General features: G+C 33.9%; 23 protein-coding genes. 9 read left to right on the top strand and 14 right to left on the bottom strand.

The annotated features are described in order from the left end of the window. Positions 1-5 precede the first annotated feature (5 nt). Complete coding sequence (locus CN601_RS08210) at positions 6-332, bottom strand: hypothetical protein (protein ID WP_098119302.1); 327 nt, start codon at positions 330-332, stop codon at positions 6-8. 214 nt (positions 333-546) lie between these two features. On the opposite strand from CN601_RS08210, the gene CN601_RS08205 reads away from it, so the two are divergent. The 4 genes from CN601_RS08205 to CN601_RS08190 all read left to right on the top strand — a co-directional run bounded on the left by CN601_RS08205 (position 547) and on the right by CN601_RS08190 (position 5,667). After that, positions 547-1,308 (top strand): MurR/RpiR family transcriptional regulator, encoded by a 762-nt coding sequence (locus tag CN601_RS08205; RefSeq protein WP_098170749.1) that lies wholly within the window; start codon positions 547-549, stop codon positions 1,306-1,308. 201 nt (positions 1,309-1,509) lie between these two features. Then, on the top strand, positions 1,510-3,072 hold the full coding sequence (malX, locus tag CN601_RS08200) for a maltose/glucose-specific PTS transporter subunit IIBC (protein ID WP_098170748.1): 1,563 nt from the start codon (positions 1,510-1,512) through the stop codon (positions 3,070-3,072). A gap of 21 nt (positions 3,073-3,093) precedes the next feature. Then, positions 3,094-4,284, top strand: coding sequence for a MalY/PatB family protein (locus CN601_RS08195; RefSeq protein ID WP_098119305.1), 1,191 nt, complete (start codon positions 3,094-3,096; stop codon positions 4,282-4,284). Positions 4,285-4,455: 171 nt separating this feature from the next. After that, the gene (locus CN601_RS08190; protein WP_098170747.1) at positions 4,456-5,667 is read left to right on the top strand and encodes an MFS transporter; all 1,212 of its coding nucleotides are present in this window, start codon (positions 4,456-4,458) and stop codon (positions 5,665-5,667) included. Positions 5,668-5,885: 218 nt separating this feature from the next. On the opposite strand, the gene truA is transcribed toward CN601_RS08190, so the two are convergent. After that, positions 5,886-6,629, bottom strand: coding sequence for a tRNA pseudouridine(38-40) synthase TruA (gene truA, locus CN601_RS08185; protein WP_098170746.1), 744 nt, complete (start codon positions 6,627-6,629; stop codon positions 5,886-5,888). Between the two features lie 226 nt (positions 6,630-6,855). Here truA and CN601_RS08180 point away from each other — a divergent pair, with 226 nt between their 5' ends. The 3 genes from CN601_RS08180 (at position 6,856) to CN601_RS08170 (ending at position 10,798) form a co-directional block, all read left to right on the top strand. Beyond that, complete coding sequence (locus CN601_RS08180) at positions 6,856-7,968, top strand: CdaR family transcriptional regulator (RefSeq protein WP_098170745.1); 1,113 nt, start codon at positions 6,856-6,858, stop codon at positions 7,966-7,968. Between the two features lie 86 nt (positions 7,969-8,054). After that, on the top strand, positions 8,055-9,467 hold the full coding sequence (gene glcD / locus CN601_RS08175) for a glycolate oxidase subunit GlcD (RefSeq protein ID WP_098170744.1): 1,413 nt from the start codon (positions 8,055-8,057) through the stop codon (positions 9,465-9,467). Further along, entirely contained in the window at positions 9,464-10,798 is a 1,335-nt protein-coding gene (locus CN601_RS08170; protein WP_098170743.1) for a (Fe-S)-binding protein, read from the top strand. The genes glcD and CN601_RS08170 overlap by 4 nt, the downstream gene beginning before the upstream one ends. Positions 10,799-10,900: 102 nt before the next feature. Here the strand turns inward: CN601_RS08170 and CN601_RS26515 are convergent, their stop codons facing one another. Together CN601_RS26515 and CN601_RS08165 are read right to left on the bottom strand one after the other, a co-directional pair. Then, the gene (locus CN601_RS26515; RefSeq protein WP_142317318.1) at positions 10,901-11,101 is read right to left on the bottom strand and encodes a hypothetical protein; all 201 of its coding nucleotides are present in this window, start codon (positions 11,099-11,101) and stop codon (positions 10,901-10,903) included. Between the two features lie 176 nt (positions 11,102-11,277). Continuing rightward, on the bottom strand, positions 11,278-11,403 hold the full coding sequence (locus tag CN601_RS08165) for a GapA-binding peptide SR1P (RefSeq protein ID WP_098119311.1): 126 nt from the start codon (positions 11,401-11,403) through the stop codon (positions 11,278-11,280). A 357-nt stretch (positions 11,404-11,760) separates the two neighbouring features. On the opposite strand from CN601_RS08165, the gene CN601_RS08160 reads away from it, so the two are divergent. Next, positions 11,761-11,961, top strand: a complete 201-nt coding sequence (locus tag CN601_RS08160; RefSeq protein ID WP_056476843.1) for a cold-shock protein — start codon at positions 11,761-11,763, stop codon at positions 11,959-11,961. 335 nt (positions 11,962-12,296) lie between these two features. Here the strand turns inward: CN601_RS08160 and CN601_RS08155 are convergent, their stop codons facing one another. From CN601_RS08155 to anmK, 10 genes are all read right to left on the bottom strand, one after another. Next, a complete protein-coding gene (locus CN601_RS08155; RefSeq protein WP_179865492.1) occupies positions 12,297-13,151 on the bottom strand; it encodes a MurR/RpiR family transcriptional regulator in 855 nt (284 codons plus the stop codon). A gap of 200 nt (positions 13,152-13,351) precedes the next feature. Then, a complete protein-coding gene (gene murQ / locus CN601_RS08150; protein ID WP_098170742.1) occupies positions 13,352-14,242 on the bottom strand; it encodes an N-acetylmuramic acid 6-phosphate etherase in 891 nt (296 codons plus the stop codon). Positions 14,243-14,351: 109 nt separating this feature from the next. Further along, positions 14,352-15,254: an N-acetylglucosamine kinase gene (locus tag CN601_RS08145; protein WP_098170741.1), complete on the bottom strand. Its 903-nt coding sequence runs from the start codon at positions 15,252-15,254 to the stop codon at positions 14,352-14,354. A gap of 48 nt (positions 15,255-15,302) precedes the next feature. Then, complete coding sequence (locus CN601_RS08140; protein WP_373604962.1) at positions 15,303-15,620, bottom strand: PTS lactose/cellobiose transporter subunit IIA; 318 nt, start codon at positions 15,618-15,620, stop codon at positions 15,303-15,305. Positions 15,621-15,657: 37 nt separating this feature from the next. Further along, the gene (locus CN601_RS08135; RefSeq protein WP_098170740.1) at positions 15,658-16,998 is read right to left on the bottom strand and encodes a 6-phospho-beta-glucosidase; all 1,341 of its coding nucleotides are present in this window, start codon (positions 16,996-16,998) and stop codon (positions 15,658-15,660) included. A gap of 30 nt (positions 16,999-17,028) precedes the next feature. After that, positions 17,029-17,316 carry a hypothetical protein gene (locus CN601_RS08130; RefSeq protein ID WP_098119316.1) on the bottom strand — a complete coding sequence of 96 codons (288 nt, stop codon included), beginning with the start codon at positions 17,314-17,316 and terminating at the stop codon, positions 17,029-17,031. Positions 17,317-17,396: 80 nt separating this feature from the next. Beyond that, complete coding sequence (locus tag CN601_RS08125) at positions 17,397-18,698, bottom strand: PTS sugar transporter subunit IIC (RefSeq protein WP_098170739.1); 1,302 nt, start codon at positions 18,696-18,698, stop codon at positions 17,397-17,399. Positions 18,699-18,731: 33 nt separating this feature from the next. Further along, a complete protein-coding gene (locus CN601_RS08120; RefSeq protein WP_098170738.1) occupies positions 18,732-19,037 on the bottom strand; it encodes a PTS sugar transporter subunit IIB in 306 nt (101 codons plus the stop codon). A gap of 178 nt (positions 19,038-19,215) precedes the next feature. After that, entirely contained in the window at positions 19,216-20,310 is a 1,095-nt protein-coding gene (locus tag CN601_RS08115) for a DUF871 domain-containing protein (protein ID WP_098170737.1), read from the bottom strand. An 11-nt stretch (positions 20,311-20,321) separates the two neighbouring features. Further along, complete coding sequence (anmK, locus tag CN601_RS08110; RefSeq protein ID WP_098170736.1) at positions 20,322-21,470, bottom strand: anhydro-N-acetylmuramic acid kinase AnmK; 1,149 nt, start codon at positions 21,468-21,470, stop codon at positions 20,322-20,324. Positions 21,471-21,810: 340 nt separating this feature from the next. Here anmK and CN601_RS08105 point away from each other — a divergent pair, with 340 nt between their 5' ends. Further along, a complete protein-coding gene (locus CN601_RS08105) occupies positions 21,811-23,004 on the top strand; it encodes a M20 metallopeptidase family protein (protein WP_257131649.1) in 1,194 nt (397 codons plus the stop codon). Positions 23,005-23,100 lie beyond the last annotated feature (96 nt).

The following is a 23,100-nucleotide window of genomic DNA, read 5'->3' as shown; positions in this document are numbered from 1 at the left end:
TTAAGTTAATTTTTATTTAAAGTGTAAAGAAACGTAGATAATTCTTGAGGTGATTGAAATTTAAAGGCATAGCCATAGTGAATTGGACTTTTCCCTTTATTTCTTTTTTTAGGGAACTTTTTAAACGATGTATTGTGATTTTTGCGTATGTTATCATTAATTAATTCTGGTTTCTCTTCAATCTTCTCTGGACTCCTCACAATAGTAATTTCAATATTAGGGAGTAAATAAATTACTTCATTCATTAAACTATGTTCAAATTCAATTGACTTACTTCCCTCATTTGTTACTTTAAATCCATTCTGAATAAAAATATCCTGCAAATTATTCAACTAATGATTTCCCCTTTATTTAGATTTAATTAATAAATTTAATCTCTATATTAAATTATCATCCTATTATTCTTTTGAATAGATTAAATTAAAATTAAAATATTTTCCTCCTCTTTAATCCTGTTGCAAATTATCCACATTTCTTTCACTTAATTCTGAATAATTGCTATATAATAAGATATTATTCTAGTTCACTAAAAGCAGGTGAGATTTTATGCAAATACTATTAAAACGATTATCACAAAATAGAGAAAAACTAAGCCAGCTTGAAAAACAAGTTTTGGATTATATTTTGCAAAATACTGATTATATTACGAAGCTTAATCTTGATGAGGTATCTAAGGAACTTTATGTATCTACAGCTACGATCAGTAGAACATGCCAACAATTAGGATTTCGTGGGTTTCAGGACTTAAAGTATACCCTCTCAATGGAAACGAATAAAGCTCAAAGTCCAGTGTCTTCTACCTCCTATCTACTGAATACGCATATTGAAAGAATGAAGGAAGAAATGGAGCGAACATTAGAGTATATTGATGAGGAAAAGATAAAGCTAGCCGCTAAATTACTAAAAGAAAGCACACATGTAGAGATTTTTGGAGTTGGTAATTCGCTTCCTGCTTGTGTCGATGCTTCTAGAAAACTTATGTTTGCGGGAAAACTATGTAATGCTCGAACTGATTGGGACGAGCTACGAAGTGCAGCAAATAGTTTAACAGAAAATGATTTAGCTATATTAGTTTCATATAGTGGAGAAACTTTGCACATGTTGGAGTTCGCTCATATTTTAAAAAGCAGAAATGTTAAAACGATTGCCATCACCGGAAATCACAGCAACCGCCTACAAAAAGAAGTAAATTTATCACTCCAAGCCTTCATTACAAATACTTACTTCGGAGAACTCGATATGACATCACGCTTCCCCTTAAGTATGGTACTAGACTTCATAATCATTGCCTATCTAAATGAAAAATAATGAGCAGGAACTAGGTGAAATTTTTTAACTTTTCCTAGTATCCCTGCTTTTTTCTCTTCCTGCTTTCACTTCTTTTTCTACTCTTAATTTCTTTCCAATATACAAAAATTGTACACGCTTACATAAACATCTCAAACGGTTGTTAATCTTTTTGGGTGTGAGTATTCTTAAGACATAATAAAAAACGAAGGAGCTAATAACATGGCAAAGAAGAAGTCCGTTAAATCACAGCTGTGGGAATTTTTCCAAGGTTTAGGTAAGACTTTTATGGTACCTGTAGCCTTATTGGCCTTTATGGGTCTTATGTTAGGTATTGGAAGTTCATTTACTAGTCCAACAACAATTGAGACATTCCCATTTTTAGGAAATCATGTACTGCAAGTTATTTTTAGCTTTATGTCTACGATAGGTGGTTTTGCATTTTCGTACTTACCAGTTTTATTTGCGATGGCTATTCCGTTTGGTCTTGTACGTTATGAAAAAGGCGTAGCTGCTTTCTCTGGTTTTGTTGGTTATGTCATCATGCACTTATCAATTAATTTTTATTTAACAGAAACAAATCAATTAGTAGCAGCAGATAAAATGCGTCAAGCTGGTCAAGGTATGGTAATGGGAATCCAAACAATCGAAATGGGTGTGTTAGGTGGGATCATTGCCGGTATAATCGTTTATTTATTACATAATCGTTTCTATAGTATAAAACTTCCAGATGCATTCGCCTTTTTTGGTGGTGCTCGCTTCGTTCCAATTATAACAACACTTACTTTATCAATCGTTGGGATTATCATTCCAATGATTTGGCCAATTTTTGCAATCGCAATCACAGGTATTGGAACTTTAATTCAAAAATCTGGTGTGTTCGGACCATTTTTATTTGGTGCTGGTGAGCGTTTACTATTACCGTTTGGTCTTCATCATATTTTAGTTGCAATGATTCGATTTACTGATGCTGGTGGTACTGAGGTTGTTAATGGTCAGTCAGTATCTGGGGCTCTAAATATATTTTACGCACAATTAAAAGCTGGTGTACCATTTAGTCCTTCTGCGACAGCTTTCTTATCACAAGGTAAAATGCCAACGTTTATGTTTGGTTTACCAGCAGTAGCACTGGCAATTTATCACACTGCTCGTCCAGAAAATCGTAAGAAAATTAAAGGACTTTTAATTTCAGGTGTGATTGCAACTTTTGTAACCGGTATCACAGAACCAATCGAATTCTTATTCTTATTCGTTTCTCCACCGTTATATTTCATTCATGTTATTTTAACAGGATTAGGCTTTATGGTAATGGCACTACTTCACTTAACAATCGGTAATACTGATGGTGGCATACTTGATTTTATTATCTTCGGTGTTTTACAGGGCGTTAAAACAAAATGGTATCTCGTACCCGTTATAGGTGCAATTTGGTTTGCCGTTTATTACTCAGTTTTCAGATACGCAATATTAAAATTCAACTTAAAAACTCCTGGTAGAGAAATAGCAGAAGAAGAAGATCAAAGTAAAGAACAAGTAATGAAAGGTACAAATGCACAAGCCTTAAAAATCCTTACTGCTTTAGGTGGGAAAGAGAATATTCAATCACTAGATAACTGTATTACTAGATTAAGACTTGTTGTCGATAATATGCAGATGATTAATGAAAAAGTTTTAAAAGATTGTGGTGCACTCGGCGTTGTGAAATTAGATGAGCATAATTTACAAGTTGTTATTGGTCCACAAGTAGGTATTCTTAAATCACAATTAGAAAAATTATCATCATAAATAAAATTGGGGATGTACGAAATGAAATACAAATTTGATCAAATGATTGATCGAACTGGCACTTATTGTACACAGTGGGACTATATTGAAGATCGTTTTGGAGAACCAGATTTGCTCCCCTTCTCGATTTCAGATACCGACTTTCAGTGTCCAGATGAAATAATACAGACATTAGAAAAACGAATGAAGCATGGCATATTTGGCTATACGCGTTGGAATCATGCTGAATTTAAAGATTCAATTATCGGCTGGTTTCGTAAGCGTTTCTCATGTGAAATAAAAGAAGATTGGATTGTTTACAGTCCAAGTGTCATTTATTCAATCTCGAAAGTAATTGAATACTTGACGAATGAGGGCGATCATATCGTGATACAAACTCCAGCTTATGATGCTTTCTTTAAAGTCATTCAAGATAACAATCGACTCATTTCTGACAATCAATTACTCTACGAAAATGGTAAATATCGAATCGACTTTGATGATTTAGAACAAAAACTATCTCACAAGCGTGCTAAAGTCATGCTATTATGTAGTCCGCATAATCCTACAGGACGCGTTTGGACAAAACATGAATTGGAAACAATTATTGACTTGTGTAATAAACATAATGTTTTCATTATTTCTGATGAAATTCATATGGATATTGTGCATGAGCCTAATTCCCATATTCCAATCATAAACACTAGCATCAATTTGGAGAAAGTATGTATTTGTACTTCTGCTAGTAAAACATTTAATACGCCTGGATTAGGTGGCTCATATATGATTTTACCTAATGAAAAAATGAATAATGAATTTCTCTTATCAATAAAAAATCGAGACGGACTTTCATCAGCAAGTATTTTTGGGACACTGGCGACAATTAAAGCGTACAATACATGTGGCGACTGGGTTGATGAATTGGTCGAATATATACATGATAATATAAAAACGGTAGAAGATTTCATTAATAAAAACCTTCCAAAACTTAAATTTACTATGCCTGAATCAACATACCTGGCATGGATTGATATTTCCGGGCTCCCTTTTTCTACCGAACAGTTACAGCATGCACTTGTTCATCATGCAAAAGTAGCGATCATGCCTGGAGAAACATATGGTTTGGCCGGAAAGGATTTTATCCGTATGAATATTGGTTGCCCAAAATCTAAGATTATTGAAGGATTAAACAGATTAAAAAATGCTATTGATTACTTAGAAAGGAATCAATAGTTTAAATACACCTCTAAAAGTAGCAGATTAGTTAAGCTACTTTTAGAGGTGTTTAAATTTGAAGAAAATGTTTATATTTGTTTATTCAAACGAGTTGTTATTAGTAGACTTCGTAACATATATTCTATTAAATCGATTTATTTATAGAAAATATGTTAGGGAAGTGATCGAATGACGTCTACTAAAGTTTCAAAGCCATTCACAAACTGGTATGTCTTAGTATCATTTGCTGTACTTGCTGGTATTAGTCAAATGCTTTGGCTAAATTTTGCACCTCTTATCTCTTATTTAAAATCGCATTATGAAGTAACAGAGTCAGACATTAATTGGTTATTAATTGTATTCCCACTAATTTATATACTCCTTTCAATACACGCTGGCAAAGTAATTGATCGACGTGGATATCGTGTTAGCATATTAATAGGCGGACTATTCATGTCAGTTTTTTCTTGTATCAGAATATTTGATTCAAGCTTCTCATTCCTCTTAATTGGTCAAATAGGGATTGCGATTGGCCAACCTTATATTTTAAATGCCATATCAAGTTTAGTCGTTGACTGGTTTCCTAAAAATAAGCAAGCTACCGCAACAGGCATTGGCACCGTAGGGATGTTCATCGGCATGGCAATAGCATTAGCAGTGACTCCCCTTTTGGTCGATCTTTTTGGATTTCAATTAACTTTAGTCATCATGGCAATCCTAACAATACTTGCTACTCTCATCTTCTACTTCATCGGGCATCATAATACAGATTTCAAACGAACGGCATCTAGTAGTTTTAGTACTACATTTAAATTACTCAAAAACAAAAACCTTTTACTATTAAACATTGTTTCCTTTTTAGGATTAGGCGTCTTTAATGGACTAACATCCTGGCTTGAACAAATATTAAAACCGTTCGGAATTTCCTCGGAACAAGCTGGAATTGTCGGAGGCTCTTTAATCATTGGGGGCATAATTGGCTCCACTATAATTCCGTTTTTTTCAGACAAAATTGGAAAACGAAAACCATTTTTACTCTTTACGATAATCGGGTCCCTCCTTTTAATTTATCCTGTTTGCACTTCAGGAAATTTTACATTTCTACTTGTATTAGGCAGTGTCCTTGGCTTTATTTTTTTACCGGCCTTTGCCTTACTATTATCATCTACAGAAGAGCTAGTTGGTGAAACAGTATCAGGAGAAGCAACTGGGCTACTTCTAATGGCAGGTAATTTAGGTGCGGTAATTGTAATCGATGCGATGCAGTTCATTAAAGGCGAACAATCTACATGGAATCATTCCGTTTTTTTCATGCTAATTTTATTACTAATCGGATTTTTCCTTATGCTTCTATTTAAAGAAAAAGCATATGATGCCAGAGAAAATAAACTTAAGAACTAAAAAAAGAGCACTGGAATATTATTTCCATGCTCTTTTTTGATGTTAAAAAGGTATGATTTGCTGGCAAAATGATGATTTTAACCAGTGCCAGATATATATCAACGTGAATCAGCAATATATCAACGAAGTTCTGTANNGAAACACCATTATATCAACGGAGTTCACAGCTTTATCAATAAAGTTCACATTGTGTTCGTAATACTCTCGGGTGACTCAAGTTATGACTTAAACTCTATTTTTTCCAAATATAACCCACCAGGATCTGCAAGATTACTCACTTGTGCACGATCCTTTAATTCAATTATTTTTGGTATATTGTCTGCATTTAATTTACCAGTACCAACTTCAATTAATGTTCCTACAATTTTTCGAACCATATTGTATAAGAACCCATTGCCGCTAATTCTTATTTGAATAAATCCGTCTATCTTTTCGAAATCAATTGAGTAGATTTCACGAACCATTGATTTCTTCTTAGACTTGGCATTTGAAAATGCTGTAAAGTCATGCTCACCTAAAAAGTACTTTGCTGCCATTTTCATTTTTTTAAGATCTAAGTTCTCTTCTACATGCATACTATATTTGCGCATAAAAGGATTCGAGTATTCTTCATTCCAAATTTTATATACATACGTTTTAGCACTCGTATTATATCTTGAATGAAAACGGTCAGATTCCATAGAAACTTCTTTTATACTAATATCATTTGGTAGATAACGATTTAAATAACTTCTAATTTCTAAATCAGGTATGTTTTCTTTTATTTTAAAATTAGCAACCTGTTCAAAGGCATGTACACCTGCATCCGTTCGACTGCTACCAATAATTTCAATTTCTCTTCCTACCATTTCTGAAATTACATGTTCAATTTTACCTTGAATTGTGTTCTCGCCATTACCAAGCCTTTGCCAACCTTTATAACGGCCTCCATCGTACTGAATGATTAATTTATAATTGTTCATCACTTACTCCTTTTTATTACTTATATATGTATTATTATACCCTTTCCATTTAGTAACCCTACACGTTAAAACTAGGATATTACGGGCAAGACTAAGAAAAGACAGGGTTAAATGAATCCTATTTTTCCTGCTCCTACTATTTTCACAAACTAAATTGTATAACAAATAGTAGAAATAACGAAATTTTTCATTATACTAGTATTAACTATTGTGATCGGAGAAAACCATGGTACTTGATGAGTTAGCTTTAAAAATCATAAATGAAGTTAGGAAACTAATACAAGAGGATATCATTATTATTAATATAAATGGAATCATTATTGCAAGTACGGATCCAACGCGAACTGGTACGTTTCACGAAGGTTCCTTAATTGCAATTAATGAGGGGATAACTTTTACGATAACTTCCGAAGATGAAAACCGATTGACTGGTGTAAAGGCTGGTATTAATCTTCCTATTTATTTTCAAAATGAAATAGTTGGAGTGATTGGCATTACAGGAAATCCCGAACAAATTTCACCTTTTGGAGAAATGCTTCGTAGAATGACCGAATTATTAATTAGAGAAAATTATTATACAGACCAAATTGATTTACACCAAAGAGCACTTGAAGCATTTGTATTTGATTGGATTCAAGATATCGAGTGGGATGATCCTTTTTATGAACGTTCGACTATGTTAAATATTGATTTAAATTATGCAAGACAGATTGTTATTTTTGAGTGGGAAAATTCAAATATGTTACCAATCGATACTCGCCAACTATTGCTGGATTTAACTAATCGATCTTCAGAGGACGTACTTGTTCGTTGGGGCAATAATCGTATTGTAGTTTTGATGAAAGTAGACGATTTGAATAAAGATACTCTACAACGAGTAAATGATCTTTATGAAATAATTAAAAATCGACTAAACTTCCCGATCGCTGCTGGTGTTGGGCAACAAATCCTTCCAAATCAATTACATAAATCATACCATCAAGCAGTTCGAGCATTGAAGGTCGCATTAAAAACAAGTTCAATTATTTTTGATGTAGACTTAACAATTGATTTAATCTTGCAGGAACTTTCACCAGAAATTAAGAAAACATTTATACAACGTACAATTTCACCGATTTTAAGTGAAGAAGATTTATATAGTACGATCAAAGAATATTTAAACCAAAATCTATCGCTTAAAAATACTGCACAAACATTACATATTCATATAAACACACTACTATATCGCCTCAATAAAATTTCTGAATTAACGAATTTGAATCCTAAAAATATCCAAGATTTATTCAAACTATATATAGGAACATACCTTTTAGATGATTCTACAAAAAAACACCGATAATTGGTGTTTTTTCTGTATTTTTCTCTATAGTAAATTCGTCTACTAACTCTTTATACTTGAATTAAGATAATGGGGGGAATTTATTTATGATTACAAAAGACATTGCTCAACGTTTAATAGCAATCGTTGGAAATGAAAATTATGATGATTCAAAAGTTGAGAGACTCGTCTATTCTTACGATGCTACACCAAATTTGCAATCACTTCCGGATGCAGTCATTAGTCCTCGCTCTACTAAAGAAGTATCCGAAATTGTGAAAATTTGTAACGAACACATCATTCCAATTGTACCTAGAGGTTCGGGAACGAATTTATGCGGTGGTACTTGTCCAACTGAGGGCGGAATCGTTGTTTTATTTAAACACTTAAACAATATCCTTGAGATTGATGAAGAAAACTTAACGATTACAGTTCAACCAGGTGTAGTGACACTTGATATGATCAATAAAATCGAAGAAAAAGGTTTATTTTATCCGCCAGATCCAAGCTCAATGAAAATTTCTACAATAGGTGGAAATATTAATGAAAATTCAGGTGGCCTGCGTGGATTAAAATATGGCGTAACTCGTGATTATGTAATCGCTCTTGAAATCGTATTAGCAAACGGTGACATCATTCGAACTGGTGGGAAACTAGCAAAAGATGTTGCAGGATATGATTTCACTCGTTTATTTGTTGGCTCTGAAGGAACATTAGGAATTATTACTGAAGCTACATTGAAGCTAATCCCAATGCCAGAAACGAAAAAAACAATGCTTGCATTATATGATAGCTTAGAAGATGCAGCCAAAACTGTTTCTAAAATTATTGCTAATAAAATTATTCCTACTTCACTTGAATTTATGGATCAACCTACTCTAGAAGTAGTTGAAAACTTTGCGCAAATTGGGTTACCGACCGATGTAAAAGCTGTATTACTAATTGAACAAGATGGTCCGGAAGAAGTTGTAAACAGAGACATCGAATTAATTAAATCAATCTGTCAGCAAGAAAAATGCGTTTCAGTGAGTGTAGCTAAATCCGAAGAAGAAGCAGTAGCATTACGTACGGCTAGACGCTCTGCTCTTTCAGCTCTTGCACAATTAAGACCGACAACAATTTTAGAGGATGCGACTGTACCTCGTTCTAAAATTGCTGAAATGGTTAATGCAATTAATGAGATTGCTGAAAAACATAATGTGAAAATTTGTACGTTCGGCCATGCGGGCGATGGTAATCTACACCCTACTTGTCCAACTGATGCTCGTAATCATGAAGAAATGGAACGAGTAGAAGAAGCATTTGCAGAAATATTTGAAAAAGCAATTGAACTAGGTGGCACGATTACAGGTGAACACGGAGTTGGAATCGTAAAAGCTCCTTACCTTGAATTAAAGCTTGGCAAAGAAGGCATTAACGCAATGCTTGCTGTCAAATCAGCTTTAGATCCAAATCATATTATGAACCCTGGTAAAGTCTTTGCAAAAGATAGTCGCAAAAGAATGGTGGTGTCAAAATGACAACACTTCAAGAACAACAAGCAATCGGTCAACAATTTAAAGAACGTATGAACGAAGATGAGCTTTTAAACTGTATGCGATGCGGTTTTTGTTTACCAAGCTGTCCAACATATATTGAATCTGGACAAAAAGAATCGCACTCACCACGTGGCCGTATTGCTTTAATGAAAGCAGTAACGGATGGTTTAATTGAACCAGATGAAGATGTGGAACGTACACTTGAGCTTTGCCTTGGTTGTCGTGCATGTGAGCCTGTTTGTCCTTCTGGTGTAAAATACGGCCATTTACTAGAAGAAGCAAGAGATATTATTGCGCAACACAAAAAGCATTCACTTCCTGCACGAGCAGTACGTAAAGTCGTATTTAAAGAACTTTTTCCACACCAAAAGCGTATGAGACTAGCTGTAGGCTTATTAGGATTATATCAACGAACAGGCCTACAAGTCGTTGCAAGAAAAGCTGGAATCATGAAGTTAATACCAAACAACTTATCTGCTATGGAAAAAGTTTTACCAAAAGTTCCAACTATGAAACAAATGAAATCACGCCCTGATTATCTACCTCCACTAAAAGAAAAAGTTAAAAAGGTAGCATTTTTCTCTGGATGTTTAATGGATACGATGTTCCTAGACACAAACAATGCGACAATGAAGCTTTTACAATTAGCTGGCTGTGAAATTGTCATTCCTAAGGACCAAGCGTGCTGTGGCGCATTACATGGACATAGCGGTGAAAAATCGATTGCAAAAGATATGGCTAGGAAAAATATCGAAGCTTTCGAGAATCTTGGAGTAGATTATATCATTACAAATGCAGGTGGCTGTGGAGGTTTCCTAATTGACTACGATCACCTTCTTAAAGATGATCCGATTTGGAAAGATCGAGCGATTTCATTTAAAAATAAACTAAAAGATATATCGGAAATTCTAGTAGAAGTTGAATTCCATAAAAAAGTGAAATTAAGTTTACCAGAACAAATTATTACGTATCAGGATTCATGTCACTTAAGAAATGTCATGAGAACTGCTTCCGCTCCTAGAACATTATTGAAGTCCATTCAAAATGTTTACTATCACGAAATGAAAGACGCAGACCGTTGCTGCGGTTCTGCCGGTATTTATAATATTGTCGAATCAGAAATGTCGATGCAAATACTAGATTACAAGATGAAGCAAGCAACAAAAACGCAAGCTACGACAATAGTAACTGCAAATCCTGGATGCTTACTTCAAATGAAACTAGGTGTCGACCGAGAAAAACAATCAGATCGTGTGGAAGTCGTGCATATCGTTGATATACTTTTAAAAGCAGCTGAATACGAAGTAAAATAAACATGATGAGAAAGCACAAGGAATTTGTTTTTCCTTGTGTTTTTTCGTGTGTTGAAATATAACGCAATCTATCTCTCAAAGCATACGAACACTTTGTGAACTTTATTGATAAAGTTGTGAACTTCGTTGATAAAATGGTGTTCTTCGTTGATAAAGCGATGTTTTTGTTGATAAAAAGATGTTCTTCGTTGATAAAGCGATGTTTTTGTTGATAAAAAGATATTCTTCGTTGATAAAACGGTGTTCTTCGTTAGTAAAGCGGCGTCCAGCGCTGGTAAGACGTGCAGACGTTATGAATTTCACATGCTAAATGCTCAAAGTGGCCCAAATTAATAAGATAATCCGATTCAAAACAGCATAAGAGGCACCATCCTAGCTTGGAGGTGCCTCTTTCCGTTTAATATTTAGGATAAAATTATAGAAAACCGAATGAATGAACTTAAGTTTGCTGGGTTTCCATTAATTAATATATATATATATTATTCTGCAGTTGAATTAGTAGCTTCGTTTTTGCAAGTTTCGCAAGTAGAATAGATTTTGACAACTTTTTTATACTCCGTGTACTCAATGGTTTCTTCGCATTCTTTACAGATTAAAATTTGCATTAGAAACACCTCCTAAGCACACTATAACACGTTCGAATCAGCATTTCTCCAGGGACTTTATCCACCCTATGGACAAAATTTGTCCACCATTAAAATTCGTTGATATGACAGGGTTTCCTAGCATAAATGTCCAAAAAAAAAATTTTTTTAGACATCAAAAAAATGAAAAATAGAACCGTTTGATATCGTGTTCAAAATTTTATCTAACTCACTCATTTTTCTCTTTTAAAATGGACTTTTAGCAAGTCACTTAAATTAATTAATGAATTATTTTTCAGAGAAATTTGCATATCTTTAATAAAATTGTTAAAATTTAACTATTACAATGTGCGTAAGCAGCACAAGGAGGTTACATCAATGGAAAATGGTAAAGTAAAATGGTTTAACGCAGAAAAAGGTTTTGGATTCATCGAGCGTGAAAATGGTGATGATGTATTCGTACACTTCTCAGCAATTCAAACTGATGGTTTCAAATCATTAGATGAAGGACAAGCAGTTACTTTTGAAGTAGAACAAGGTCAACGCGGTCCACAAGCAACTAACGTTAAAAAAGCATAATTAATAAAAGTCAGATTCTACATAGTAGAATCTGACTTTTTTATGTTTATAAAGAAAACTCGCCGATTGGCGAGCCTTAGGAGAAGACAGAGGGGTAGTTGCACTTATACTTATACCTAAAATTGGCATCTACGTCGACTGATCTTCACCGCCTTCCAATTTATATTTTCTTAATGTGCAAAAGCAAAAAACCCTTATTCCAAAATAGAATAAGGGCTATCTAACGTGGATCCTGGTAAAGAAATGGTTTAACGTATTATATCTCAAATAAATTGAGGATACAAATATTTTAAAATTTCATTCAACATTATCGAACTTTCATTACTTTTATCTCATTATTTTTTTAATGATGAAATAGCCGTTCTTGTTTGGTCAATATACTGAATTGTTTGATCGTATTCTTGTGTCGCAACAGCAATAAATAAAATATCAATTACATGTAGTTGAGCCATCCTTGAAGACGTTGCTCCACTTCGAAATGTCGCTTCTCGGTGTGGAGAATTGAATAACTTTATATCTGATAGGTTCGAAACTGAATTAGAACCAAAACCAGTAATACTAATTGTATTTACACCATTTTCCTTCGCTATTTGGAGAGCTTTTTGAACTTCCCATGTTTCGCCGGAAAACGATATTCCAACTAATACGTCATTTTCTTCGTGGTTTGCTATTTGTACAGCTAACGAATGTAAATCAGTAAATGCAGATGTATATTTCTTAATACGCAAGAACTTCTGCTGGGCGTCTAATGCAACTACCATTGATCCTCCGACACCAAAGAAGTAAATATTTCTAGCTTTTGTTAGAGCTTGTACAGCTTCTTCTAAATCACTAACATTAATAATATCGCTAGTATCTTTAATAGCTTGAATATTATTATTCATCATTTTTTTAACGATGGATGCAGTTGATTCTCCTAAATTAATATCTCTTGAGCCTGTCTCACTTGTCGTGATGATATCACCTGCAATGCGTAGCTTTAGCTCCTGAAACCCTTTTAGGCCTAGTGAACGACATAATCTAATAATGGCTGAATTACTTGTTTGACTTTTTTCTGCAAGCTCAAAAACTGTATATTGAATTGATTTTTCTGGATTTTCGATAATATATTTGGCTGCTCTTCTTTCAGATGGTGGAAGTTTATATAGCATTTCTTTTAACATGATTAAACCGCCGTTTAATGCATTCATTTAATCTACTCAACTCTCTTTGTATTTATATAAAATTAAGAATTATGAAAATTTTAAACCAAAAAATATTGTATTCGACTCTTTTTCGCATGAATACAATCTAAACAAATTATAAATTATATAGTATAAAAATTGAATACAATTTTAACGCGAAAAGAAAAGCGACAAGCTAGTAAGCGATTTACTAGTTGCCGCTCTACTTAATTTTTCACTACTTTGCTAATGAAACCACTAGCGTTTTTCAAACTCTTAATCGCTTCTTCATAATTCATTCCTGTTAAAATCATGACGATTGCTATCTTCGTTTGATTATGTGCTTTCACTAAATAATGACTTGCTGTTTCATAATCACATCCAGTTGCTTCTACAATTATTCTTTTCGCCCGATCAACTAGTTTAATATTCGTCAATTGCAAGTCTACCATTAGGTTTTTATATACTTTTCCGATACCGATCATTGAAGCAGTTGAAATCATATTACAAATTAATTTTTGAGATGTTCCCGCTTTTAATCGAGTAGAGCCAGTTAATACTTCTGGACCGTTATCTACTTCAATTTTATGTATCGCAACCTCTCCAATTTTCGATTCTTTATTACATGCTACAGCGACGGTTTTTGCTCCAATCTCGTTAGCATATTTTAAAGCACCTATTACATAAGGGGTTCTACCTGAAGCAGCGATACCGATCACGATATCATTTTTAGTAAGTGATATACTTTGAAGGTCCTCTTTGCCAAGCTCTTCGCTATCTTCAGCACCTTCAACTGCTTTAATAAATGCTCTTTCTCCCCCTGCAATTAAGCCAACTACTTCACTAGGGTCAGTTCCAAATGTAGGTGGGCATTCGACTGCATCTAAAAGTCCAATTCTTCCACTTGTACCAGCACCTGTATAGATTAAACGGCCTCCATTTCGAAATGCTTCAACGACTAGCTGAACTACTTTTGAAATCATCGGGATTTCTTCTTTAACTGCCAATGCTACTTTTTGATCTTCTTCATTCATTATCTGTAAAAATTCATCAACACTTAACTGATCCAGTTTACTTGTACGCTCATTTCTAATTTCAGTTGTTAAATCCTCTAACACAATACCACCCCTTAAGTTCAGGAATAAAAAGGCAGGGGTTAAGGATGAAGGAAAGGATATTCTATTAAATGCATTTCCAGTTCTCCCTGCACTTAATCTATTCCTGCTTTTAATAATTATTTAATTCTTTCATCGCTAGAAGATATCCTCCAAACGTCGAGGAAACATCTTCTGTATAAAATAGTACTGTTGGATATTGCTCATGAATTGTTTGAATAAACGTTTTCTGAACAACTGGTATTCTTTGAAGAATACTTCCTTTAATAGCAACTCGAGGCTCTTCTCGAAGGTTTAATTTTTTTATCGCTTGGATTGTCGTTTTTCCAAGATGTTGACCAGCTCTTTCTAAAACTGTTAGGGCCATTAGATCACCCAAATTCGCCATTTCAACAATGAATGGAACATGAGATGCAATCTCAGCTTTTATATTATGATAAATATATTTTTTGAGTCCATCAGCTTCTTTTAGTTGTAATCTTTCTAGCATTTTTAAAGATAAATAACTTAACGGAATGCCTTCATCAAATTCTTGCGTAATTTTTTTAAAAACTTCCATACAAATCCAATAACCGCTTCCTTCATCTCCAAGTAGATGTCCCCATCCACCCGCTGTAACTGTATGCTCTTTATGCATTCCAATACAAATTGATCCAGTACCAGCAATTGTCAGTACACCGCTTTGTCCATTAAGCATTGCTGCATGGGCAATTTGCGCGTCATTTACAATTTTAAAAGGGATCTGAAAGGCATCATTTAATGCTCTTTCTAAAGGACTTCGATCTTTAACTCCACCAATTCCAGCAATTCCTATAAATAGAAATAGACAATTTTCCTTTGATAAAGTGCTTAAACATTTTTCAATCGCTTCTATAATGTGATTAATTCCATCTTTTTCATTAATTAGTAGATTACTAAAACCAGAGTAACCTTGGCTAATGACATTGCCTTCTAAATCATAAGCAACTGCCTCTGATTTAGTTCCTCCACCGTCAAGACTAATGATATATTTCACCGGGCTAAACCCCCAAATCTCTATCTATACTCTTACTATATGTAACGATTATTTTTCAGCTAATTTTTTATGCAAGCGAATGATATGCTCGATTAGCTTTTGCTCGCTCATTGCTGTCATTAAATGATCCTGTGCATGGATCATCAGTAAAGATTTTTCGCATGGTTGACCGTTTAATTCAGCTTGTATTAAAGTCGTTTGTGTTTTATGTGCATGACCGATTTCTTCGTGAGACTCTTCGATTAAACGATCAGCCGTTTCAAAATCATTTTTTTCTGCAGCTTCTAATGCTTCATAAGCTAGTGATCTTGCATTTCCACCATGTGAAATAATTTCAAAAATTTCTAGTTCGTTATTCATATTCATCTTCATGATCCCCTTAGTTGTTTATTTATTTTAATCGTTATTGAACTACCAATTCATCTTTAAAGAATAATGGTAAGTACTCTTTATGAGCATCTAATAATGCATCTAAAACTTCCTTTGCAACTTCATCACTTGGTACTAAAGGATTAATTGTTAAAGCTAGTAAAGCCAACTCATAAGATCCAGTAACGGCTGCTTTTGCCCCAACTCGTTCGAATGATTTAATCTGCTGAACTAAACCATTTATTTGAGCTGGTAATTCACCGATTGAAATTGGAATTGGACCTTGCTTTGTAACAATACAATTTACTTCTACAGCTGACTCATTTGGAATCCCTTGTATTGAACCATTGTTTTGAACGTTTAATACTTGAATGTCCTTTTTGTCGTTATAAATAGAAGTAATTAAACTACAAGCAGCATCGCTGTAATATGCTCCACCTCTTTTTTCAAGCTGTGGCGGTTTAATTGTTAAATTTTCATCTTTATATAATTCAAATAAGTCATCTTCCAATTGCTTAACAACTTCTGCTCTAGTAGTACCAGCTTTGAATGATTCTAATTCTTCATCCAATATATGCTTAGTTTTGTAATAGTAACGATGGTATGGACAAGGAAGAACTCCTAATGACATAAGAAATTCCTTTTGCCATGGAAGTGGTGCAATATTTTTCATCGTCATTTGTATAGCTGGATCTGCCAGTAGCTCTAAAACAAGCTTTGTCACTTCTTTTCCATCAACATAAACATGTAGGCCATAAACCATATGATTTAATCCAGCAAAATCGATATGTACACGACTTAGATCTACTTCTAATAATTTAGCAATTGTCATCGTCATATTAATTGGTACATTACAAACACCGATTACTTTTTTATGATTGCTATATCGAAGCAAAGCCTCTGTTACCATTCCAGCTGGATTTGTAAAGTTGATCAACCAAGCTTCTGGGCATAGTTCCTGCATTTCTTCTGCAATCTCAAGTAATATAGGAATCGTTCTTAAACCTTTAAATAACCCACCTGCACCATTCGTTTCTTGGCCAATCATACCGAGTTGCAGAGGAATACGTTCATCTTTAATCCTTGCTTCTAATAATCCTACACGCATTTGAGTCGTCACGAAGTTAGCGTCTTTTAAGGCTAACTTTCGATCTAACGTCAAATGAATTTCCATTGGAACTCCTGCTTCTTTTACCATTCGTTTAGCCAAATTACCGACAATTTCTAGCTTTTCTTTACCTGCTTCTATATCAACTAACCAAAGCTCACTAACAGGTAGTTCATTATATCTTTTTATAAATCCTTCAACTAATTCTGGAGTATAACTAGAGCCTCCACCTATTGTTACGATTTTAATTCCGCTTTTGTTATCCATTTTGAATACACCTTCATTTCATATTTTTTCTTATGAATTGAAAACAACAATATAGCAAGTCACTGTGCAGAAAATTAATAATGTAAAAAATAAGATTGAAGCTTGTTTCTTATTCTTAAACTTACCTTCAATAAATACAATCACGCCTGTAAGTCCTACACTAAGACCTATGCTATTCGTAATACATACTGCAAGATCTTTGCTCATTCCAATAAATAGTAGAACTGGATTAAAGATAAGATTAAACGCAAGAATAAATATAAAAAATACAAAAGCACCTTTATAACTAAAAAAATGAAGATTCTTTGTAGTGTTCATGTTAAGCTTCCTTTCTTGCTTATTTAGTAATAAATAAAGGAAGCTGGAATCTATGATCCCAAACTCCCTTTACTATGAATTTATACAGACATTTTTACATCTTTATCGATTTCGATCGTAGTTGACTCTTGTGCCAACAATTTTTTATCGTACAGTTTAAAGAATGGTAAGTAGATTACTACAGATATAGTCAAATTAATTACTACTAGAATAATTGCTCTCCAATCTCCACCTGTAGATAAATATGCACCTATTGGAGCAGGTAAGGTCCACGGAACCATTACATAAGTTGGATTAACTAATCCAGCTGCTGTTGCAAGGTAAGCAATCGTAGCACCAATTATTGGAACGATCATAAATGGAATAATTAGTACAGGGTTTAATACAATTGGCGTACCAAAAATAACTGGCTCATTAATGTTAAAAATACTCGGGATAATAGAGGTTCTGCCAAGGGCTTTTGAGTAACTAGATTTTCCGGCTATTAACATAGCAATTACTAAACCTAACGTTGCACCTGAACCACCAATCCAAATAAACCACTGGAAAAAAGTCTCTGGAGCAATATGTGGTAGTTGACTTCCAACTTTCCCAGCTGCAACGGCTGCAGAGTTATTAGCCAAATAAACTTCCCAAACTGGACGTGCAACTGCACCTACTACTGATACCCCATGGATACCAAATGCCCAGAAAAATGTAATTAAGAATACAGGTACTAATACACCCGGTAATGAATCACCAGCGCTAATTAAAGGAGCAACAGCTTTGTCTACAAGAGAATGTGTATCAACTTTAAATACAACTGTAATTAAAGTCATTACCGTTAAAACAACTGTTACAGGTATAAGTGCTTCAAATGAACGTGCAACAGAACTTGGAACGGAGTCAGGCATTTTAATTGTAATATTTTTGGTTTTACAAAAACGTAATACTTCAACTGCAAAGATCGATGTAATCATACCAACGAAAAGTCCATGACCGCCCATATTTGCCATTGGTAATACAAATCCGACTTTATCAATCATTTGAACTCCAGTTGTAAATAAAAATGCAGAGCCAGATAATAATGCACCAGAAAGTGGATCTAGTTTATAGCTTTGAGATAAGCTATAACCGATTCCAAAGGTAATATATAGGGTCATTATGTACATTGTAAGTCGGTAAGGAATTAAAATGTCCGCAGCATGTTTGGCTGCCCATACCCCAACAGCAGAATCTGCAGGAACTGGTGGAAAGGCAATAATTAAGAATAAACTTCCAAAAATGATAAATGGCAACGCTGAGACTACTCCATCACGAATCGCTCGTAAATGTTTCTGTTCAGATAGTTTTGCCATTGGTGTTGATAGATTGTTTTCCAAAAATGCAATAAACTTATCCATTTGTTCTTCTCCTCTTTTTATTAAATTATTAAACTATTTAACTAATTCTTGAACTAGTTTTAATAATGTTGCTCCTCCAAGTGGACTATACGCTTGAGGTGGAATTACTGCACAAGGTACACTCGCCTCATCAGATGAAGCTTTAAATCCATCAAATCGGTGTCTTACTTGTGGTGCAACCATTGCTACATCCCAACCATTCTTAACTTCCTCAGCAAACTCTTGCGTTCCTACCGCTAAAACATCTAGACTTAAACCGTTTTTTTCTCCCTCTTTTTTTAAAGCGTTTACAACAATCGCACTAGACATTCCGCCTGCACATACAAATAATACTTTCATAGTTAGATCCTCCTAAATTAAATTTGATAAAATCAAAGATTCAAAAAACTGGAAACGTTTTCTATGAAGCTATTATATTCCTACCAAAAATAAATTTCAATATTTTCCGAAAAAAAGTGAAATAAAATTTCAAAAAGATGTAAAAAAAAATTTCACATCTTTTTGAAATACTGATTATTTAGTTTTCTTTAAACTGAAATTTACTCCATGGATGTAAGAAATCTAGTAGGAAAACTTCTTCTTCGACAATTCGTCCAACCACATTAGTTTTCCCTGAATTCTCCATATCCTGAAGTGCTATTTGTAATTCACCTTTATACTGACCATATAATTCATTTTCGATTAAAATATCTCCTCTACGAATATGTGGTGTATAAGTTGGTTTAAATTCTTCATCTCTGTATTTAACGCGAGACTGAGTTGAACGAATTAGGTAATCTGAGACGTCCCCTCGATAAAAATGAAACTCATCTAAAACAATCTTTTTCTCTAAATCTGTAATTGAATCATGTAAATCAATCGTTAAAGTAAATAAATCTTTGCCATTATTGTTCAGCTCGGCAAGCTGTTTGAATTCTTCTTCAGACGCGTATGCATTTGCAATAATGACATCATCAATTAAGTCTGAGTAAAATAAATGCTTTGCTTGGGTTACAACCGATAAATTACGATGCATTTCTAAAGAACAAAGACCTTCAGATACTGGCCATGGACCGTATGTTGCAGCTTGTGAATTAATAAATGCAGCTGTGCGAATTCCGTGCTTTTTAAATTCTTCACTACATTTTACAAAATGTGAATAACTTAAACCTGCGTAACGATGTGGATAAAAATTGTGAGATCCGATTAAATTTGACTGGTTAGGCTTATAAGCTAATATATTCTCTAAATATTTTGTAGCATTGCTCATATTAATTTCGATTTTTAACCCGTAAGGATTATAAGTCATAATGGACTCTTCATTCCCAGTAAATCCCATATCAAGTCTAATACCATAAGCTCCTAAATCCGCAAAGAATGATAAATCATTGTATGAAATATTTAAAGTACCAAATACTCGAGGTGCAATGTCAACAAGCACTTCCATCTCTAAACTATTTGCATAATCAATTATTTCTTTGAACTCTTTTATAATTTGTTCCTTGTCACCGTTTACTGATAATAAACAAGTAAAAATTCGTTTAAAACCATATTGATGAGCTAATTTAATATAAGCCTTATCTTTTTCAACAGTTGAGTGTTCTGGATAGATTGAGATTCCTAATTTTTTCACGATTCATCCTCCTAATATGGTTTAGGTGTAATATTTCCTAAAATAACTAATCGATTTGCCTTTGTTGCTCCAGGAACATTACTTGGTAAACCATTTAATGTTTCATTTGCTAAAATAGCAAAGGCAATTGCTTCTTTTGCATCTGAAGAAAAGCCAATATCTTCTTGGACTAATACTTTTGAATGTTCACCTAATAATTCTTGAAGCATGTGTAATAGCGTTTTATTATGACTACCACCGCCACCAACAATGACTTCATCAATTGGATGATTCGGCAAAATAAACTTTTTGTAGTTTTCAGCAATTGATTTTGCTGTAAACATCGTCATTGTAGTAATGAAATCAATCGGTGAAACATCACTAAACTCTACTAAAATTTCATCAACAAACTGTGTACCAAATAACTCTCTGCCTGTGGTTTTTGGTATTGGAGCTAATATATAAGGGATACTCATACATCTTTCTAGTAATCTCTCATTTACGTTACCTTTAGCAGCCAATTCACCACTTGCATCAAATGGCACGTTAAAATAACGCTTACAAATTTCATCAATAATCATATTACCTGGGCCTGTATCAAAAGCTACTAAATCATCAATCGTAGCATTCTTTGGGACGATCGTTACATTACCGATTCCACCAATATTTTGTAATAAGCGTGTCTTCGTTTTACTCCTATAAAGTAATAACTCTGAATGTGGTACCAAAGGTGCTCCATATCCACCAGCTGCCATATCCATCACTCGAAAATTAGAAACAACCTTTGTATTCGTTTCATAGGCAATTACTGCTGATTCACCTAACTGCAATGTAGACTGTACAAAATTTGCTTCTACTTCAGGCTGATGATAAATCGTTTGACCATGTGATCCAATAAAATCTAGCTTATTTAGTGGAAATTGATTTTTACTACAAATTTGTTTCACTGCATCTGCAAAAGCATAGCCAAGTTTAAAATTCAAACTACACAGATGTTGGGCATTTGAAGAAACAAGTGTAATCGCATCTTCAATCTCTTTTAATAAAGCTTCCTCTAGTGGAATCGTCATAAAATCAATCAATTTAACCTCTGTATCAGATCCATATCCAGTGATCTCTACTAAGGCGGAGTCGATTCCATCTAAAGATGTACCTGACATTAATCCAACTGCATATACCAATTCTCTCACTCCTTTACTTTTTTATACCTAATACCTTAAAACAGAATTTCAATTTTGTAAAAGAAAAGGATGAAAGTTTATTTTCCAGGAACGTCGAGAAAATTGTTCTGCAAAATGAATTTTTACTCATTTCACCTTATTAACAAATAATAAATATACTTAAATTTTTTATAGATGATAACTTCTAAATACCCAATGAGTACAATATCGAAATAGTAAAAAACACCTTATCTCATTACCAAATAGTAAAAAGGTATTGTATGAACGATAGAATAATTATACAATTCATTACATAAACAAACAAAAAATTATGAGTTCAGTTCAAAAGGAGAATCTTAAGATGAATCAATTAGAAGCACAAATAGACGCATTAGTAGACAAATATTTTTCAAGACTATTAGAAATTCGTAGACATTTGCATATGTATCCTGAATTAAGTAATCAAGAGTTCCAAACAACGAAATTTATCAGTCAAGAGTTAGACAAAGCTAACATCAAAAAATTATCTTTAAATAGTAAAACTGGAGCATGCGCTGAAATAGCTGGTCTTGAAGGACCGATTGTTGCACTCCGAGCAGATATTGACGCATTGCCAATTCAAGAGGAATCTAATTTACCATTTCGTTCCATTATTGATGGAGTCGCTCATATGTGTGGCCATGATGTTCACACTACAATTGCACTAGGAGTTGGATTCATTTTACAGGAATTAAAACATCTGCTTCCAGGTACCGTTCGATTAATTTTCCAACCTGCCGAAGAGGCAGAAGGTGGCGCAGAGAAAATGATTGCTGAAGGATTGATTAATGATGTAAAAGCAATTGTTGGACTTCACAATATGCCTGATCTTCCAGTTGGTACAATCGGTATAAAAGAAGGCTTCCTAATGGCAAGTGTAGATGATTTTTCAATTAAGATTAAAGGTAAAGGTGGGCATGCAGCACTTCCAGAAAAAGCAATTGATCCAATCGTAATTGGTAGCGCGGTTGTCAACCTTCTACAAACACTAGTTAGCCGAACAATTTCACCAAAAGAATCAGCTGTCATTACAGTTGGGGCATTCCAGGCTGGAAATACGAATAATGTAATTCCCGAATTTGCAATTTTAAAAGGTACCGTTCGAACTTCAAATGAATCAGTTCGAAAGCAAATTCAAACAAGCTTTCAAACATTAGTTCAAAACCTTGTTCATTCACTTGGAGGAGAAGTAGAAATCGATTATGACATCTTACTCCCTACCGTCTTCAACCATTCAAAAGTAACAAAAGTAGTACGTGAAGCAGCAATTACAACAGTCGGAACTGACAATGTTGTGACGGCAGAATCAACAATGGGTGGAGAAGATTTTTCATTTTATCAACAAGAAGTACCCGGCTGCTTTTTATGGCTAGGCTCAGGGAATCAAGAAAAAGGTATAACTTACGGATGGCATCACCCAAAATTTATGGTTGATGAAGAAGCAATAAAAGTTGGTGTAAAACTAATGACCCATGCTGCATTTGAGCTATTAGCGGATTCAACGATTTCTAACTAATAACAAATAAGTGAAAACCTTTGTTTGGTCAAAGTTTTCACTTTTTTTGTTTTATACTATATTCGTTTAATCATTAATATAATTAACTTGTATAAC

This window comes from Bacillus sp. AFS017336 (genome assembly GCF_002555445.1).
Lineage (GTDB): Bacteria > Bacillota > Bacilli > Bacillales > Bacillaceae_G > Gottfriedia.
Note: the sequence above shows the minus strand (reverse complement) of the source record. Positions and strands in the feature narration are given on the sequence as shown.

Excerpts from the sequence above, each read along its gene's own strand:
- CN601_RS08205 (WP_098170749.1), top strand. The coding sequence starts at position 547 with ATGCAAATACTATTAAAACGATTATCACAAAATAGAGAAAAACTAAGC.
- malX (WP_098170748.1), top strand. The coding sequence starts at position 1,510 with ATGGCAAAGAAGAAGTCCGTTAAATCACAGCTGTGGGAATTTTTCCAA.
- CN601_RS08195 (WP_098119305.1), top strand. The coding sequence starts at position 3,094 with ATGAAATACAAATTTGATCAAATGATTGATCGAACTGGCACTTATTGT.
- CN601_RS08190 (WP_098170747.1), top strand. The coding sequence starts at position 4,456 with ATGACGTCTACTAAAGTTTCAAAGCCATTCACAAACTGGTATGTCTTA.
- truA (WP_098170746.1), bottom strand. The coding sequence starts at position 6,629 with ATGAACAATTATAAATTAATCATTCAGTACGATGGAGGCCGTTATAAA.
- CN601_RS08180 (WP_098170745.1), top strand. The coding sequence starts at position 6,856 with ATGGTACTTGATGAGTTAGCTTTAAAAATCATAAATGAAGTTAGGAAA.
- glcD (WP_098170744.1), top strand. The coding sequence starts at position 8,055 with ATGATTACAAAAGACATTGCTCAACGTTTAATAGCAATCGTTGGAAAT.
- CN601_RS08170 (WP_098170743.1), top strand. The coding sequence starts at position 9,464 with ATGACAACACTTCAAGAACAACAAGCAATCGGTCAACAATTTAAAGAA.
- CN601_RS08165 (WP_098119311.1), bottom strand. The coding sequence starts at position 11,403 with ATGCAAATTTTAATCTGTAAAGAATGCGAAGAAACCATTGAGTACACG.
- CN601_RS08160 (WP_056476843.1), top strand. The coding sequence starts at position 11,761 with ATGGAAAATGGTAAAGTAAAATGGTTTAACGCAGAAAAAGGTTTTGGA.
- CN601_RS08155 (WP_179865492.1), bottom strand. The coding sequence starts at position 13,151 with ATGAATGCATTAAACGGCGGTTTAATCATGTTAAAAGAAATGCTATAT.
- CN601_RS08140 (WP_373604962.1), bottom strand. The coding sequence starts at position 15,620 with ATGAATATGAATAACGAACTAGAAATTTTTGAAATTATTTCACATGGT.
- CN601_RS08135 (WP_098170740.1), bottom strand. The coding sequence starts at position 16,998 with ATGGATAACAAAAGCGGAATTAAAATCGTAACAATAGGTGGAGGCTCT.
- CN601_RS08130 (WP_098119316.1), bottom strand. The coding sequence starts at position 17,316 with ATGAACACTACAAAGAATCTTCATTTTTTTAGTTATAAAGGTGCTTTT.
- CN601_RS08125 (WP_098170739.1), bottom strand. The coding sequence starts at position 18,698 with ATGGATAAGTTTATTGCATTTTTGGAAAACAATCTATCAACACCAATG.
- CN601_RS08120 (WP_098170738.1), bottom strand. The coding sequence starts at position 19,037 with ATGAAAGTATTATTTGTATGTGCAGGCGGAATGTCTAGTGCGATTGTT.
- CN601_RS08105 (WP_257131649.1), top strand. The coding sequence starts at position 21,811 with ATGAATCAATTAGAAGCACAAATAGACGCATTAGTAGACAAATATTTT.